The organism is Methylobacterium sp. J-001 (assembly GCF_022829565.1).
Taxonomy (GTDB): Bacteria; Pseudomonadota; Alphaproteobacteria; order Rhizobiales; family Beijerinckiaceae; genus Methylobacterium.
Genome location: NZ_JAKSYN010000029.1, coordinates 21211 through 35942, shown reverse-complemented (window position 1 = coordinate 35942; position 14732 = coordinate 21211). Strand labels below are relative to the sequence as shown.

At 70.3% G+C, this 14732-nt stretch carries 14 protein-coding genes; 2 read left to right on the top strand and 12 right to left on the bottom strand.

Annotated elements, in window-relative coordinates:
- The first annotated feature begins 132 nt into the window (after window positions 1-132).
- The gene (locus MKK65_RS02680; protein ID WP_243955096.1) at window positions 133-1521 is read left to right on the top strand and encodes a hypothetical protein; all 1389 of its coding nucleotides are present in this window, start codon (window positions 133-135) and stop codon (window positions 1519-1521) included.
- A gap of 27 nt (window positions 1522-1548) precedes the next feature.
- Here the strand turns inward: MKK65_RS02680 and MKK65_RS02675 are convergent, their stop codons facing one another.
- The 12 genes from MKK65_RS02675 to MKK65_RS02620 all read right to left on the bottom strand — a co-directional run bounded on the left by MKK65_RS02675 (window position 1549) and on the right by MKK65_RS02620 (window position 13815).
- Complete coding sequence (locus MKK65_RS02675) at window positions 1549-1818, bottom strand: hypothetical protein (RefSeq protein WP_058191003.1); 270 nt, start codon at window positions 1816-1818, stop codon at window positions 1549-1551.
- A 203-nt stretch (window positions 1819-2021) separates the two neighbouring features.
- On the bottom strand, window positions 2022-3197 hold the full coding sequence (gene ssuD, locus MKK65_RS02670; protein WP_243955094.1) for an FMNH2-dependent alkanesulfonate monooxygenase: 1176 nt from the start codon (window positions 3195-3197) through the stop codon (window positions 2022-2024).
- A 116-nt stretch (window positions 3198-3313) separates the two neighbouring features.
- Window positions 3314-4171 (bottom strand): ABC transporter ATP-binding protein, encoded by an 858-nt coding sequence (locus MKK65_RS02665; RefSeq protein ID WP_243955092.1) that lies wholly within the window; start codon window positions 4169-4171, stop codon window positions 3314-3316.
- A complete protein-coding gene (ssuC, locus tag MKK65_RS02660; protein WP_243955189.1) occupies window positions 4171-4953 on the bottom strand; it encodes an aliphatic sulfonate ABC transporter permease SsuC in 783 nt (260 codons plus the stop codon). Before ssuC ends, MKK65_RS02665 begins: the two co-directional genes overlap by 1 nt.
- Window positions 4953-5954 (bottom strand): sulfonate ABC transporter substrate-binding protein, encoded by a 1002-nt coding sequence (locus tag MKK65_RS02655; protein WP_243955090.1) that lies wholly within the window; start codon window positions 5952-5954, stop codon window positions 4953-4955. Before MKK65_RS02655 ends, ssuC begins: the two co-directional genes overlap by 1 nt.
- Window positions 5955-5959: 5 nt before the next feature.
- Window positions 5960-6910, bottom strand: coding sequence for an aliphatic sulfonate ABC transporter substrate-binding protein (locus MKK65_RS02650; protein ID WP_243955088.1), 951 nt, complete (start codon window positions 6908-6910; stop codon window positions 5960-5962).
- A gap of 8 nt (window positions 6911-6918) precedes the next feature.
- The gene (gene msuE, locus MKK65_RS02645; protein ID WP_058190999.1) at window positions 6919-7497 is read right to left on the bottom strand and encodes an FMN reductase; all 579 of its coding nucleotides are present in this window, start codon (window positions 7495-7497) and stop codon (window positions 6919-6921) included.
- A 576-nt stretch (window positions 7498-8073) separates the two neighbouring features.
- Entirely contained in the window at window positions 8074-8274 is a 201-nt protein-coding gene (locus tag MKK65_RS02640; RefSeq protein ID WP_243955086.1) for a hypothetical protein, read from the bottom strand.
- 352 nt (window positions 8275-8626) lie between these two features.
- Window positions 8627-10150 (bottom strand): carbohydrate porin, encoded by a 1524-nt coding sequence (locus MKK65_RS02635; RefSeq protein WP_243955084.1) that lies wholly within the window; start codon window positions 10148-10150, stop codon window positions 8627-8629.
- Between the two features lie 72 nt (window positions 10151-10222).
- The gene (locus tag MKK65_RS02630; protein ID WP_243955082.1) at window positions 10223-11158 is read right to left on the bottom strand and encodes a Gfo/Idh/MocA family protein; all 936 of its coding nucleotides are present in this window, start codon (window positions 11156-11158) and stop codon (window positions 10223-10225) included.
- A 1-nt stretch (window position 11159) separates the two neighbouring features.
- On the bottom strand, window positions 11160-12140 hold the full coding sequence (gene araD1, locus MKK65_RS02625) for an AraD1 family protein (RefSeq protein ID WP_243955080.1): 981 nt from the start codon (window positions 12138-12140) through the stop codon (window positions 11160-11162).
- Between the two features lie 67 nt (window positions 12141-12207).
- Window positions 12208-13815, bottom strand: a complete 1608-nt coding sequence (locus MKK65_RS02620; protein WP_243955187.1) for an aldehyde dehydrogenase (NADP(+)) — start codon at window positions 13813-13815, stop codon at window positions 12208-12210.
- Window positions 13816-13960: 145 nt separating this feature from the next.
- Here MKK65_RS02620 and MKK65_RS02615 point away from each other — a divergent pair, with 145 nt between their 5' ends.
- On the top strand, window positions 13961-14701 hold the full coding sequence (locus MKK65_RS02615; RefSeq protein ID WP_058190993.1) for a FadR/GntR family transcriptional regulator: 741 nt from the start codon (window positions 13961-13963) through the stop codon (window positions 14699-14701).
- Window positions 14702-14732 lie beyond the last annotated feature (31 nt).

Genomic DNA, 14732 nt, shown 5'->3' with positions numbered 1-14732 from the left:
GGATCAGAACCATGCCGGAGGTCGGTCTGGGCCAGGAGGGCGGGACTGTCTCTGTGCTCGGCTTGCCAAATCTAGCGTCGGATTCCCCTCCCCCGCGCCATGCTCTAAGCCGGCTCCGCCCAGGAGCTGCCGATGCCCGCCTCGACCCCCTTGTCCCGTCCCGTGCGCGTCGCGCTTTTGCTCGCCGGCTTTGCAGGAGCCGCGCAGGCCGAGGACGCCCCGTCGATCGCGTGGCCCGAGCCCGGCGGCCGGGCGACAATCAGCCGGGCCTTCAACGGATCGCCGATCACGGTCGGCGTCTCGTCCCGGACCGGCGGGGCCATCGACAGCCTGACCTGGGGCGGCACGCAGTTCATCAACGCGCACGACCACGGCCGCGAGCTGCAATCGGCGTCTTCGTATGATGGCTACGGCGAGTGCCTGAACCCCACCGAGGCGGGCAGCGATTCCGACGGTACCGGCCCGCGCAGCACGACCCTGCTCACCGAGCTCAAGATCGGCCCCAACACGCTCCAGACGCGCGCGCAGATGGCCTACTGGATCGAGCCCGGCCGCGTGACCGGCAGTTGCCCGAAGGGACCCGGTCCCCATGCCGGTCCTCGTTCGGACGACGTCCTGGCCAAGACCGTCACCCTGGGCGCGGCGGGCGTGGCCAACGCCATCGCGTACCGGGTGACCTACATCACTGCGCAGGCCCATGCCTCGGCCACGTTCGAGGCCGCCACCGCCTACATGCCGCCGGACTTCACGGCGTTCTGGAGCCTCGACCCGGCAACGGGCCAGTCCGCGCCGCTCTCGGCCGGGCCCGCCGAGCAGGGCGTTCCGGTGATCCTGGCCACCCCCGACGGCTCCCGGGCGATGGGCGTCTACAGCCCCGCCCTCCCCCAGGCGACCGTTCCGAATGCCGGTTACGGCCGGTTCAACTTCGCGACCCTGCCGGGCCCGGGCAATGCCACGGTGAAATGGAACTGTGCCTTCCGGGAGAACAATGTCCCGGCGGGGGCGCACAGCTACACTTGCTACGTGGTGGTCGGCACCTTGCAGGATGTCCGTGCGGGCCTCGTCGCCCTGCGGTCAGCCCTGGCCGGCGGGCATCCGGCCTCCCTCCCCGCCAACCCGGCCCCCGCACCCAGAGCGGCTGCCGCCCCGCCCGTGCGGAGCCCGGGTGTGGCGCTCTATGTCGGGACGCAGCAGGGCTGCAATGCCGGCGCAGTGACGATCGACCCGGGCTACAAGGGCTGCGCCACGGCCCCGATCGGCGCGACCCTGGGGCAGCCGTCCTCGCCCGCCGACGCGCCGGTCTATGCCGGCACCGCGGCCGGGCTCGATGTCGGCCTGGTCACCAACAACCCGCACCATCTCGACGCCGGCACGCGCCCGATCGGCTACCTCGCGGCCGCCGGTGCGGGCGGGACCCCGCTCTATGTCGGCCTGGAGGGCGGCTGCAATGCCGGGGTGGTCTCCACCAATCCGGCCCATCTCAATTGTCGCGGCGCCCCGCTGGGCATCGCGGTACGGTGAGCCGCATCCCCTCTCGCGGCGGTCGCGTCAGCGCACTTCGCTGACGCGCTTGGTCGCCCGCTTCTCCTGCTTGTAGGCGGTGATCGCCGCGGAGCAGCCGGGCGACAGGTTCTTCATGTTCGCCTTGAAGCAGGCCTCGACCTCCGGGCCGCCGGGCGCGTAGGCGCTGCAATAATCCATGTAGTCGCCGGTGCAGTGCTGCTTGAGCGCCTCGCGGGCCGGGGATTGCTCGGCCAGCGCCGCGGCCGGGCCGAGGCAGAGACCGAGGGTCAGGACGACCGCCTTGGTCAAAGTCATGGATGTCCTTGTCGCTATGCGATGATCGCGCGAGCAAGCCGCGCGGTGATAAGCGCGGCACCTGGGCGCCAAGGATGGCACGACCATGACGCCCGGATGGCAAGGGTGCAGCCCGGCCATGTGTGCACAACACGAGAGCCGAATACGCATCCTATGCGTATTCGGCTCCTCCCGATCGGGTCCGGGCGGTCAGTTCGACGGGATCAGTGCGCGCCGACGCGACGGGCGGGCACGAGGTCGTTGGCGATGATCTCGCCGAACGGGCCGTCGTTGCGCGCATTGCCCGCCGCCCGGCCCGTGGTGGCGCGGAGCGGCAGCTTCGGGAAGACCAGCTCGGCGAAGCGGTAGGCTTCCTCGAGATGCGGGTAGCCCGAGAGGATGAACCGGTCGATCCCGAGATCGATGTATTCCTTCATCCGGTCGGCGACCTGATCGGCCGAGCCGACCAGTGCCGTGCCGGCGCCGCCGCGCACCAGCCCGACCCCGGCCCACAGGTTGGGCGAGACCACGAGCTTGTCGCGGTTGCCGCCGTGGAGCGCCATCATCCGGCTCTGACCGACGGAATCCTGCCGCTTCAGGGTCTCCTGCGCCTTGGCGATGGTGGCGTCGTCGAGCTTCGAGATCAGCTTCTCCGCGGCGTCCCAGGCCTCGGCCTCGGTCTCCCGGGCGATCACGTGCAGGCGGATGCCGTAGGAGAAGGTCTTGCCCTTGGCTTCCGCGGCCTGCCGGGCGGCGGCGATCTTCTCCGCGACCTGGGCCGGGGGCTCGCCCCAGGTGAGGTAGACGTCGCAATGCTCGGCCGCGACCTCCATCCCGGCGGGCGAGGAGCCGCCGAAATAGAGCGGCGGATAGGGCTTCTGCACCGGCGGGAAGATCACCCGGCCGTTCTCGGTGCGCAGGTGCTGGCCCTGGAAGGTCACGGTCTCGCCCGAGAGCAGCCCGCGCCAGATCGTCAGGAACTCGTCGGTGACGGCGTAGCGCTCGTCATGGGACAGGAATACGCCGTCCCCGGCCAGCTCCACCGGATCGCCGCCGGTGACGACGTTGATCAGGAGACGCCCGTCCGAAATCCGGTCGAGTGTCGCGGTCATGCGGGCCGCCGCGGAGGGCTCCATCAGGCCCGGCCGCACGGCAACCAGGAAGCGCAGCTGCTTGGTGAGCGGCACCAGCGCGGAGGCGACGATCCAGGAATCCTCGCAGGAGCGCCCGGTCGGCAGCAGCACGCCGTAATAGCCGAGCTCATCGGCGCCCTGGGCGATCTGCCGAAGATAGTTGATCGAGACCTCCCGCGCCCCTTCCTGGGCGCCGAGATAACGGCCGTCGCCGTGGGTCGGCAGGAACCAGAGGACGTCGGCGCGCCCGTCATGCGTCGTGGTCATCAGGGTCTCCATTGCGGTTGCAAGCCGGGTGCGGAAAAGCCGGATCCGACTTCTCGCATCCGGCGATCATCAAGAGCTAGGGCAGGCCGCCGATTCCGGGAAACGGCGGCCCGATGTCAGATGTCCGTTTGTGCGCCGAGCAGATGATCGAGGATACGCCCCTCCAGCCGGGCCAGATCCGGATCCCCGCGCCGGCGCGGGCGCGGCACGTCGACCCGCAGGTCGAGGGCGATGCGGCCGGCCTCGACGACCAGGATGCGATCGGCCATCGCCACCGCCTCGGCCACGTCGTGGGTGACCAGCAGCGCGGTGAAGCCCTGCGCCAGCCAGATCCGCTCGATCAGATCCTGCATGCCGATGCGGGTGAGGGCATCGAGGGCGCCCAGCGGCTCGTCGAGGGCCAACAAGCCCGGCCGGCTCACCAGCGCCCGGGCCAGCGCCACGCGCTGCCGCTGGCCGCCCGACAGGGTCGCCGGCCATTGCCCGGCCTTGTCGGCCAAGCCGACCTCGGCGAGTGCCGCCAGCGCCCGCTCCCGGCGCTCGGCCCGGGAGCCGTGGCCGGAGAGGCCGACCGCGACGTTGTCCACCACCCGAGCCCAGGGCAGCAGGCGCGGCTCCTGGAACATGATCCGCTTCGGCGGCTCGCTCCGGCGTGGGCCGGTTTCGGGTCCTTCGAGCACGATCCGGCCGCCGGTGGGCGTCTCCAACCCGAGGATCAGGCGGAGCAACGTGCTCTTGCCGCAGCCGGAGCGCCCGACCACAGCGGTGAATCCGCCGGCCGGCAGGAAGAGGTCGAGCCCCTCGATGACGGCGTGGCCGTCGAAGCTCTTGCGGAGGTCGCGGGCCGTCACCGCAATGCCGCGGCCGGCGGCCTCCGCCGGCTGGCGCGCCGACGCGGGCGTCGGGGGCACGGTGGCCCGGGTCTCGGGGAGGGGATCGGCCGGAGCCTCGCGGCGAAGGGCGTCGAGCAGCATCAGGCGCTCCTGTAGGCGGGGTTCCAGGCGAGGCAGGCGCGCTCGAGCTGACGCGTCAGCGCATCCGCGAGCTTGCCCAGGGCGGCGTAGATCAGGATCGCCAGCACGACGACGTCGACCAGCATGAACTCACGGGCCTGCATGGCCATGTAGCCGAGCCCCGAGGAAGCAGAGATCGTCTCGGCAACGATCAGCGTCAGCCACATGATCCCCAGCGCGTAGCGTAAGCCGACGAAGATCGATGGGAGGGCGCCGGGCAGCACCACCTTGGTGAACAGCTCCGTGCGCGACATGCCGTAGACACGACCCATCTCCACTAGCGCCGGGTCCACCGAGCGGATGCCGTGCAGGGTGTTGGCGTAGATCGGGAAGAACACGCCGAGCGCAACCAGGAACAGCTTGGCCTCCTCGCCGATGCCGAACCACAGGATCACCAGCGGGATCAGCGACAGATGGGGCACGTTGCGCACCATCTGCACCGAGGTGTCGGTCAGCCGCTCCGACAGGCGCGAGAGGCCGTTGGCGAGGCCCAGCGCGAAGCCGATGCCGCCGCCGACCGCGAAGCCCGACAGCGCCCGCAGGGTGCTGACCCAGAGGTTGGTCCAGAGCTCTCCGGTGCGCGCAGCCTCCCAGCCGGCCCGGACCACGTCCAGGGGCGCCGGCATGAATCGGTTGGAGACGAGGCCTGTCGAGACCGCTGCCTGCCAGCCCAGGAGGATCGCGACCGGCAGGAGCCAGGGTACGGCCGTGTCGCGCAGGCGACCGAGAGGGGTGGGGCGCATCATCGATTCTCCGCCCGGCGTTCGGGCTGTGTCCAGACCGCATCGGCCACGCGGATCGGCTTCAGCAGAAGGCCGAGGCCGTGGAAGGCGTCCGCCACCCGCTGCTGGTCGGCGATCGCCGCGGCATCCAGGGGCGTGACCCCATAGGACAGGCGGTCGAGGGCGATGCGGAGCACGGGGGCTGGAATGCCCACGGAGGGCGCAAGTTCCGCCGCCACGGTGTCGGCATGGCCTTCCGCCCAGGTATCCACCTCCTCGATCGCCTTGAGCACGACCGAGACGACCTCCGGGCTGGCATCGGTGAAGCCGCGACGGGACAGGTAGAACTGGCGGTTGGGGGCAAGCCCCTGCGCGTCCGCCAGCACCCGGGCGCCGGTGGCCCGTTCTGCGGCGGCGAGATAGGGATCCCAGATCGCCCAGGCGTCGACGGAGCCGCGCACGAAGGCGGCGTTGGCGTCCGCCGGGGCCAGGAAGGCGAACTTCACCGCATCGTAGGGCAGGCCGGCCTGCTCCAGGGCGCGCACCACCAGGAAGTGGACGTTCGAGCCTTTGTTGAGGGCCAGCGTCCGGCCGCGCAGGTCGGCGACACTGCGCACCGGGCTATCCTTGGGGACCAGGATCGCTTCGCCCCGGGGGGCCGGCGGCTCGGTGGCGACGTAGCGCAGGTCCGCGCTCGCGGCCTGCGCGAAGATCGGCGGCGCCTCCCCGGCCGAGCCGAAATCGACCGCCCCGGCATTCAGGGCCTCCATCAGCGGGGGGCCGGACGGGAATTCCGACCATGCCACCGTGTAGCCGAGGGGCTGGAGCGCCTTCTCGAGGGTGCCGCGGCCCTTCAGCAGGACGAGGGAGCCGTATTTCTGGTAGCCGACCCGGATGCTGCCGCCGGCAGCCCGGGCCGGGCGCAGGGCGCCAGCCGCCGCGAGGCCGAGCCCCGCGGACAGGAGGTGGCGCCGGCTCGGGGCGAGCCCGAATAGCCCCAAAGGAGATGATCTCTCGGTCATGGATCTCAGCCGTTGCGGGCGGGCGCCGTCCAGACCGCGTCGGCGATGCGGATCGGCTTCGGGATCAGCTTCAGGGCGTGGAACCGGTCGGCCACGGCCTGCTGCTCGGCGATGATCCGTTCGGTCATTGGGCCGATCACGTACTCGGCGCGGTCCACCGCCCGGCGCGTAGCCGGCAGCGGCACGCCGGTGCCCTGGGACAGGAGCGCGGCCACCGCGCCACGGTTCTGCCGGCACCAAGCCGCGACCTCGCTCAGGGCGTCGATTGTCGCGACGAGCACCGCTCCCTGCGTCTCCGCAAAGGCCCGGCGTGCCAGGAAGAAATTGTTCTGCGGCGTGATCTCGGTGGCGAGGGCGAGCACCCGCACTCCGTCGCCCTCCTCGGCGATGGCAAGATATGGGTCCCAGATCGTCCAGGCATCGACGCTGCCGCGGGTGAAGGCCGCCGCCGCGTCGGCGGGCGCCAGGGTCACCGGCTCGATATCGGCGTAGCGCAGGCCCGCCTTCTCCAGAGCCGCGACCGTCAGGTTGTGCGCGCTCGAGGCCTTGGCGAAGGCGACACGCTTGCCCTTGAGGTCGGCGAGGCTGCGCACGGGCGAGCCCTTGGGCAGCAGGATCCCGATGCCGGAACTGCCGCCCTCCTGGGCCGCTGCGTAGACGAGGCTCGACCGGGCCGCCTGGGCGAAGATCGGCGGTGCGTCGCCGGTCTGGCCGAAATCGATCCCGTCGAGGGACAGGGCCTCCAGCAGCGGCGGCCCGAACGAGAACTCGACCCAGCGCACCGTGTGGCCGAGAGGCTCCAGGCGCCGCTCGATGATGCCCTGCTGCTTGGCGACGACCAAAATCCCGTTCTTCTGGTAGCCGATGCGCAGCACGCCGGGCTCGGCCGCCCGGGCGCCCCGCAGGGCCGGGACGGCCGCAAGGGATGCGGCCAGGAAGGTGCGGCGGTCGAGCATCGTCGGGCTCACTCGGCGGCGGCGAGCTCGGCCGGGCCGGTCGCCGCCGACGCCCGGTGTAGGAGCAGGGCGGCGAGCTGGCCGCCGGCCTCGGCGGCGCGGGCGCGCACGCCGGCCTCAGTCAGCACGCCGTCGCTGAAATCCGCGTCGGACGCGTAGACCGCGGTCGGGATCTGGAGGGCGCCGAAGAAACCGAACAGCGGCCGGAAGGCGTGCTCGACCACCAGGGCATGCCGCGCTCCGCCCCCGGTCGCCACGATGGCCACGGGCTTGCCGGCGAGCGCGGTGGGATCGACCAGATCGAACAGGTGCTTGAACAGGCCGGTATAGGCGCCCTTGTAGACCGGCGAGCCGACCACGAGCCCATCCGCCTCCTCGATGGCGTCGAGCACCCGGCGGGCGGGCAGCGGCAGCTGGTCCCGGGTCCAGGCGGCCCCGAGGCCGGAACCGGCATCGACGAAGTCGAAGATGCGCCCGTCGAACGCCGCCTGCGCGCAGGCCTCGTGCAGCACCGCATCGACCAGCGTGCGGGTCTTGGACGGGCGCTGAACGTTCGCGCTCAGCCCGACGAGTCTCGGTCGTGTCATTGCAGAAGCCTTGCGACAATGCCAGCCCGCCCTGCTCGGTGAGGAGCGGCTGAGGCGTGATCGGATATCCAAATAGAGCGCTAGAATTGCTGACTGCGCTGCACGGCGTCAATGAAACGGCTTTCCAAATTCATTCCGAATAGAAAAATGTTCTCCTCGGAAGAGGCGCTTTGGAGCGTGGTTTCATCTCGCCCTTGGGGGGCGCTGCGTGTGGATTGCGGCTCCGCGCACGCGTCAATCGGATTTCGAGCTGGGTTTGATCTCTCGATATGGAGTCGTAGAGATAAAAATACTTCAGATCTGGGCATCGGGAGGCGGATCGTTCTGTCGGGTTGATCCGGCCGCCGGAGGGGCGAGCGCGTAAGCTGGAAAGGCCTCTGGACGTGCAAGGCACGTCATTTCGGTTGGGATGGTGCCGTCCGGATTCTGAGGTTTCAGCTCACGCGTTCCGGCTCTGACCGTCCGATCCGCGCACGAAAAAGGGCCAGCCGTGGCGGCTGGCCCTGCGTCTCGCGACGAGTCGTCCGTGCAGCGTTTGCGCGCCCGTCACCGGATCGGCGGTGAGCGCGCCCGGGCTTACTCGGCCGCGGTCATCTCTGCGGTGAAGTGGCCGCACCAATCGTTGTTCGTCACGACCGGCCACAAGCCCTTGGACTCGGGCGCCGGCTGGCTCACGGGGGGGTTGAAGCGGCACAGGCCGGCATCGCCCTGGGCGCTCGCGCCGTTGCCCTTGTGCTCGTCGAAGAACTTGCAGCTCTCGCAGTTTGCGCTGGCCATGTCTCGATGCTCCCGTGTCGGTTCGGCGGCGTGCCGTTCTCTCTTACGAATTAGAACAGCTACAATCTGCTGGTCAACCCACGACTGCGTGTCTGGTTCCACGTCGGGGCCGTGCGCTTGGTGTCAGTGCCGGCTCCACGGGGCTGCCGAGAGGGGCTGGCGACGTGGGGCGACGTTGGACGACCTGGGATGACTCGGGTTCCGGCCGCCCCTCCCCCCTGCCCAGCCCGGATCGCTCACCCTCAAACGCGATCGGCGCGCACGGATGCTCCGCGCGCGCCGATCCTTGTCGGTTTCCGCCCACGAGCCCACCGGTGATGGGTTCGCAGGCTCTGCCGTGATGCGCTCGATGTCAGAGGCTTCCCGGACCCTTGGCCAGGCCGCCCAGGGTGAACAGGTCGACCGAGAGCTTCGCGCCGATGACGAAGGCGTCGGGGATCGGCTTCGGCCGGAGCGGGAAGCGGGTCTGGTCCGGACCGATCACGTATTGCAGGTTCGGCATCAGCCGGATCGCCGGGGTGAGCTGAATGCCGTAGCTCAACTCCAGGATGGTCTGCAGCGTGTCGACGTTGCGGCTGCTGAGCCCGTACGACGCGCGCGCCGCCCGGATTCCGGCCGAGCCGAGGGGCGAGAGCTTCTCCATGGCGAACACGAACCCGAGGGTGTCGTAGGGCCGGCCCGGGAAGGTACCGGTCAGCACCGCGCCGCCCTCCAGGAAATAATCCTGGATCTGCCGGCCGCCCGTGCCGCCCAACGCGACGCCGAACACCGACAGGCCTTGGACGCCGTTCGGATCCGGACGCCAGACCATCTGGTCGAAGCGGGCATAGACCGCCGACCGACCGAAGCGGGTCAGCGGGTCGAGGTCGCTGAAGACACGAAGCCCGCCGCGCACGTCATAGACCGGATCCTTGTAGTCGGACTGGTCGAAGACCACGCCGACACTGTAGTTGCGCGGCAGCGGATCGTTGCCGAAGTTGGTCGAGTAGCCGGCCTCCACGGGAATCAGGACGCCGGTGGCGCCGCGGGTCGACCAGTCGATGCCGTTCTGGTTGTCCTGCTGATCACGGGGATTCACCTCGTAGACGCCGGCATGGACGAACACCTTGTCGGTGACCCAGGCTTTCGCATGGGCGCCCCAGGTGGCGATCGGCCAATAGCTGAAATTCGTCAGCTTGAAGATCGATTTAGGTGCGCCACAGGTTGCATTATTTTGAAAATTGCAATACAGCGGTGAGGCTAGGAAGTTTGGATTGGCCAATATCCGCCCAACTTCAATATCAACGCGGTCGTTAAACAATTTTTGCTCGTAAGAGATCGACGTGAGGTGGGCCGTCTGGCCGCCGCCGTAGATTTCCTGCACGCTCCCGTCGAAGCCGATGCTGTCTCGCGCCAGGCTACGGCCGTGACGTTGCGTCACGATCGTGTGGAACGAGCCGCCGTCGATCCCTGCGAGGCGGCCGAGATCGGCATCCAGGCCGAACACTACTTGGCCGGCATAGGCCGATCCCTGGCGGATGCCGCCGGACGGGTTGGCAGCGAATTCGCCGGTGTAGTTCAGGATCATGCTGATCCCGTTGCCGAGGTAAAAGGTGCCCGGCGGCAGGCCGGGCGGCGTCGCGCTGCTGCCCTGCACGTCGATCGAGGCCGCGGCGCTGCTGGCGCCGGCGGCACTCCGGGCTTCGCGGATGGTCCGCCGCCTGGAGCGGTTCGCCCGGTACTGGGCCTTCGCTGCCGGGCTCGCCTTCGGGCCCGGGTTCACCAGGGACGGGCCCCCGTCCGGAGCGTTGGCATCCTGTGCCTCGGCCGCCTGAATGCCGGCCGAGAGTGATGCGGCGCAGAGTGCGAGCGCCGCCCATCGCGTGTACGTTCCCATAACAGTGACTCCCCCTAAGACGCGCGGCCCTGATTGGCTCTGTCGCGTTCGTGTCCGCCGGGATCCCTCCGGTCAGTCCGTGAAGGCCTCCACGGTGCGGCGCTCGCCGCGCAGGAAGGCGTCGGCGATGTGGATCAGCGGGTTCAGGTCGACGTCGCTCGTACCGGACCGGACGAGGGCGGCGAAACGGTCGTAGAGGCCGCGATACTCGGCCTCCGGAGGCAGCGGCTGCGGGTTGCCGTCGATCGTGAGGACGCTGCCGCCCTTCGACAGCACCAGCAGGCCGTCTTCGGTGTCGACGCGGATGTCCCAGGTCTGCGGGCCGGTCTGGCGCCAGTCGAACACCGCCTCAATCGGGGTGCCGGCGGCGTCGGTGAAATGCAGGTCGGCGGCGATCGGCGCCTGCCGGTTCTCCGGGACCGACAGGGTCGCGCCGGTGAGGAGGAAGGGCGGCAGGATGTGGGTCGCGATCGACAGGGCGTTGATCCCCGGATCGAACACCCCCATGCCGCCGGCCTGCCAGATCCAGGCCTGGTTCGGATGCCAGTGCCGGACATCCTCCATCCAGGCGATCGCCACCGACCGGATCCTGCGGCCCGACAGCCAGCGGCGCACAGGCTCGACTCCGGGGGCGTAGCGAGAGTGCCAGCTGGCGAACAGGCTCACACCCCGCGCGCGTGCGGCCTCCACCAGGATCCCGACCTCTGCCAGGGTCGCCCCCGGGGGCTTCTCCAGGAAGACGTGCCGCCCGGCCGCGATCGCCTCAAGGGCAGCCGAGAAGCGCACCTGCGGCGGCTGGCACAGGGCGACCGCGTCGAGGTCGGGCTGACCCGCCAGCATCTCCGTCAATGTACGGTAGTTCGGCACCCCCTCATGGCGGCCTTCGCGGCTCGCCACGGCGGTCAGGGTGTAGTCCGGCGAGGCGCCGATGACCGGCAGGTGCTGGTCCCGGGCAATCTTGCCGACGCCGACCAGCCCGATGCGGATCGTCCCGTTCGAAGCTGACATCTCAGAGCACCTTCACGGACAGGTCGCGGGCGGGCGCGATCGCCAGGGGATTGCGCAGCGGCAGGGTGAAGGGGGCGGCCTCGATCTCGAACACGTCCCCGGGCTGCGCCGTGATGCCGTCGCTGAACGACAGGGTGGCGGTGCCGAAGAAGTGGACGTGCAGGTCGCCGGGGCGGCGGAACGGGGCGTATTTGAAGTGGTGCCGCTCTAGGTTCTCGATCGTGTGGGACATGTTCGCCTCACCCGAAAGGAACGGCTTCTCCCACAGCACGGCGCCCTCGCGCCGGATGCGGCTGGAGCCGCGTACGTCGGCGGGCAGATCCCCCAGCCACAGTTCCGGGCCGAGCGCCGCGGGACGGAGCTTCGAATGGGCCAGCCACAGGTAGTTGCCGCGCTCGGTGACGTGGTCGGAGAACTCGTTGGCCAGCGCGAAGCCGAGGCGCACCGGATCGCCGTCCGGGTCGATCAGGTAGATGCCGGCGATCTCCGGCTCCTCGCCGCCGTCGAGGGCGAAGGACGGCGACAGGAGCGGCTCGCCGGTGCCGACGATCGCGGCGCCGTCGCCCTTGTAGAACCATTCGGGCTGGACCCCGGTCTCGCCTGGCCTGGGCTTGCCGCCCTCCACGCCCATCCGGAACATCCGCATCGAATCGGTCGGGGCCGGATCCGCCGCCGCGGCGCGGTGCATCTTGTCCCGGCCCTCGGCCGAGCCGAGATGGGTCAGTCCCGTGCCGCTGAGCAGCAGATGCGCGGGATCCGCGTGGTCGATCGGCGGCAGCAGCCGCACGGCATCGAGATCCACGGCGTCGCCGAGGCCGAGCCGGGACGCCGTCTCGGCTAAGCCGTCCCCCGCCGCTAGGGCGCGCCGGGCCAGATCCAGGACGCTGTCCACGCCGGACACGCTCCGCGCCCGGCCGTCCTCCAGCACCGCCACACCCCGCCGCCCGTCGGGTCTGCGGAATTGTAGGAGTGATTGACCCATCGTGATCCTCCCAGGGCTGGCCTTCGTCGGGCCGGCTCGAAATTGGGTTGCCGCGCGCGTCGGCGCGTCAGCGCTCGAAGGCCGGGCTGAGGGTGCCGTCGACCCTGCGGGTGAGGTGCCAGGGATTGTCCGGGCGCAGGGGCTGCGGCAGCAGCGCCTCGGGCAGGTCCTGGTAACAGACGGGGCGCAGGAAGCGCTCGATCGCCAGGGTGCCGACGGAGGTGGTGCGCCCGTCCGAGGTCGCCGGGAACGGGCCGCCATGGACCATCGCGGGGGCGACCTCCACGCCGGTGGGCCAGCCATTGGCGAGGATGCGGCCGACCTTGCGGGCCAGGGCCGGGACCAGGCCGGCGGCGATGTGCTCGTCGGCGCGGTCGAGGTGCAGGGTGGCGGTGAGCTGGCCCGGGAGCGCGGCGACGATGCGATTGACCTGGTCGAGGTCCGCCGCCGCCACTAGGATCGCCGCGGGTCCAAACATCTCGTCGGCGAGGCCGGGATCCGCCAGGAACCGCGCCCCGTTCGTCCGCAGCAGAGCGGCGGGGGCGCCCCCCGGCCCGGCCCCCTCCCCGCGCGCCGCCACGGTCACTCCCGGGCGGGCCGCCATCTCGGCGACGCCCTGCTCGAAGCGGGCGCGGATGTCGGTGGTCAGCATCGCGTGCGGCGTGCTCGCGCGGATCGCCGCCGCGGCGGCCTCCGCGAAGGCGTCAAGGTCGGAGCCTGCAATTCCGATCAGCAGGCCCGGATTGGTGCAGAACTGCCCGGCCCCCAGCGTCAGGGACTGGACGAAGCCGGTCGCCAGGCTCGCGCTCCGCGCCCGCAGGGCGCCCGGCAGCAGCAGGACGGGATTAACCGCGCTCATCTCGGCATAGACCGGGATCGGTTCGGGCCGGCCGGCCGCCACCCGCATCAGGGCGAGGCCGCCGCCGCGCGAGCCGGTGAAGCCCACCGCCTTGATTCGCGGGTCGGCGACCAGCGCCGTCCCGAGGTCGTTCGACGGCCCCGGCAGGTAGGAGAACACGCCCGGATGCAGGCCGCTGGCGGCGACCGCCGCCCGCACCGCCCGGGCGACCAGTTCGCCGGTGCCGGGATGGGCCGGGTGACCCTTCACCACCACCGGGCAGCCGGCCGCGAGCGCGGAGGCGGTGTCGCCACCGGCTACCGAGAAGGCCAGCGGGAAATTGCTGGCGCCGAACACCGCCACCGGTCCGACGGCGACGTGGCGGCGGCGCAGATCGGGCCGCGGCAGGGGCGTGCGCTTGGGCTGCGCCGGATCGATCGTGGCCTGGACCCAGTCGCCCGCGCGGACGACGGAGGCGAACAAGCGCAGTTGGCCGACGGTGCGCGCGCGCTCACCCTCCAGCCGAGCACGCGGCAGGCCGGTCTCGGCCATGGCCCGCGCGATCAAGGACTCGCCAAGAGCGTTCACGGCCTCGGCCACGGCGTCCAGGAAATTGGCCCGCACCGCGGGGGGCGATTCGGAAAAGCTCGGGAACGCCGCATCGGCCAGGGCGCAGGCGGCCTCGACCTCAGCCGGGCCGGCCGCCGAGAAGGCGGGCTCCAGCGCTGCTCCGCTTGCTGCATCGACGGCTCGGAAGGTATCTGCCGTGGTCAAATCCGCGGCGCCGATCAGGATCGTGCCGCGAATCTCGGCGAGGGCACTCAGCTCTTTACTAATACAAATAACTTAGAGCAGTTGTGCAGTGGCTGCAAGCGCCGCGGCACTATGATGCCTGCGGGTGTCGGCGCTTGCACTCCTACAACTTCCGGGTACGATCGCGGCGATCCTGCCCCGTCCTGGCGGCTCGGACTGGAGGTATCAGGTGAGGGGGGATCCGGCGTTCGAGGACATCAAGCTGCCGCTGGCCTCGGGCTCGCGCCGAATCCACGGCTCGGTGGCGCGCGATCTTGGCATCGCGATCCTGGCGGGCCGCTACGCGCCGGGGGACGTGCTGCCCGGCGAGATCGAGTTCTCGGAGCAGCTGAAGGTCTCGCGCACCGCCTATCGCGAGGCGGTCCGCATCCTGAGCGCCAAGGGGCTGGTCGAGAGCCGGCCCCGCACCGGCACCCGCGTGACCCAGCGCAGCCGCTGGAATCTGCTCGACCCAGACATCCTCGCCTGGGCCTTCGAGGCCGAGCCGAGTGAATCGTTCATCCGGGACCTGTTCGAATTGCGGATGATCGTCGAGCCGGCGGCGGCGGCTCTGGCGGCGGAGCGGCGCTCGGGCCTCGACATTTCCCGGATGGGCCACGCCCTGGAGGAGATGGGCCGCTACGGACTTTCCACCGAGATCGGGCGCGCCGCCGACCAAGCCTTCCACAACACGATCCTGGAGGCAGCGCGCAACGGGCCGCTGATGGCCCTGTCCAGTTCCATTGCTGCGGCCGTGACGTGGACGACGATCTTCAAACAGCGCCGTAGCGCCCTGCCCCGGGATCCGATGCCGGACCACCGAATCCTGTACGAGGCAATCGTGGCCGGCGACGTCGAGGCGGCGCGCACGGCGATGACCGAACTGGTCCGCCTCGCGCTCGCCGACACAGAGCTCTCGCTCAAGGCATAACAAACCCCGCCGCCATCGCTCGCGGCGGCGG

Excerpts from the sequence above, each read along its gene's own strand:
- MKK65_RS02680 (WP_243955096.1), top strand. The coding sequence starts at position 133 with ATGCCCGCCTCGACCCCCTTGTCCCGTCCCGTGCGCGTCGCGCTTTTG.
- araD1 (WP_243955080.1), bottom strand. The coding sequence starts at position 12,140 with ATGGGTCAATCACTCCTACAATTCCGCAGACCCGACGGGCGGCGGGGT.
- MKK65_RS02650 (WP_243955088.1), bottom strand. The coding sequence starts at position 6,910 with ATGCTCGACCGCCGCACCTTCCTGGCCGCATCCCTTGCGGCCGTCCCG.
- MKK65_RS02635 (WP_243955084.1), bottom strand. The coding sequence starts at position 10,150 with ATGGGAACGTACACGCGATGGGCGGCGCTCGCACTCTGCGCCGCATCA.
- ssuC (WP_243955189.1), bottom strand. The coding sequence starts at position 4,953 with ATGCGCCCCACCCCTCTCGGTCGCCTGCGCGACACGGCCGTACCCTGG.
- MKK65_RS02675 (WP_058191003.1), bottom strand. The coding sequence starts at position 1,818 with ATGACTTTGACCAAGGCGGTCGTCCTGACCCTCGGTCTCTGCCTCGGC.
- MKK65_RS02665 (WP_243955092.1), bottom strand. The coding sequence starts at position 4,171 with ATGCTGCTCGACGCCCTTCGCCGCGAGGCTCCGGCCGATCCCCTCCCC.
- MKK65_RS02630 (WP_243955082.1), bottom strand. The coding sequence starts at position 11,158 with ATGTCAGCTTCGAACGGGACGATCCGCATCGGGCTGGTCGGCGTCGGC.
- MKK65_RS02640 (WP_243955086.1), bottom strand. The coding sequence starts at position 8,274 with ATGGCCAGCGCAAACTGCGAGAGCTGCAAGTTCTTCGACGAGCACAAG.
- ssuD (WP_243955094.1), bottom strand. The coding sequence starts at position 3,197 with ATGACCACGACGCATGACGGGCGCGCCGACGTCCTCTGGTTCCTGCCG.
- msuE (WP_058190999.1), bottom strand. The coding sequence starts at position 7,497 with ATGACACGACCGAGACTCGTCGGGCTGAGCGCGAACGTTCAGCGCCCG.
- MKK65_RS02655 (WP_243955090.1), bottom strand. The coding sequence starts at position 5,954 with ATGACCGAGAGATCATCTCCTTTGGGGCTATTCGGGCTCGCCCCGAGC.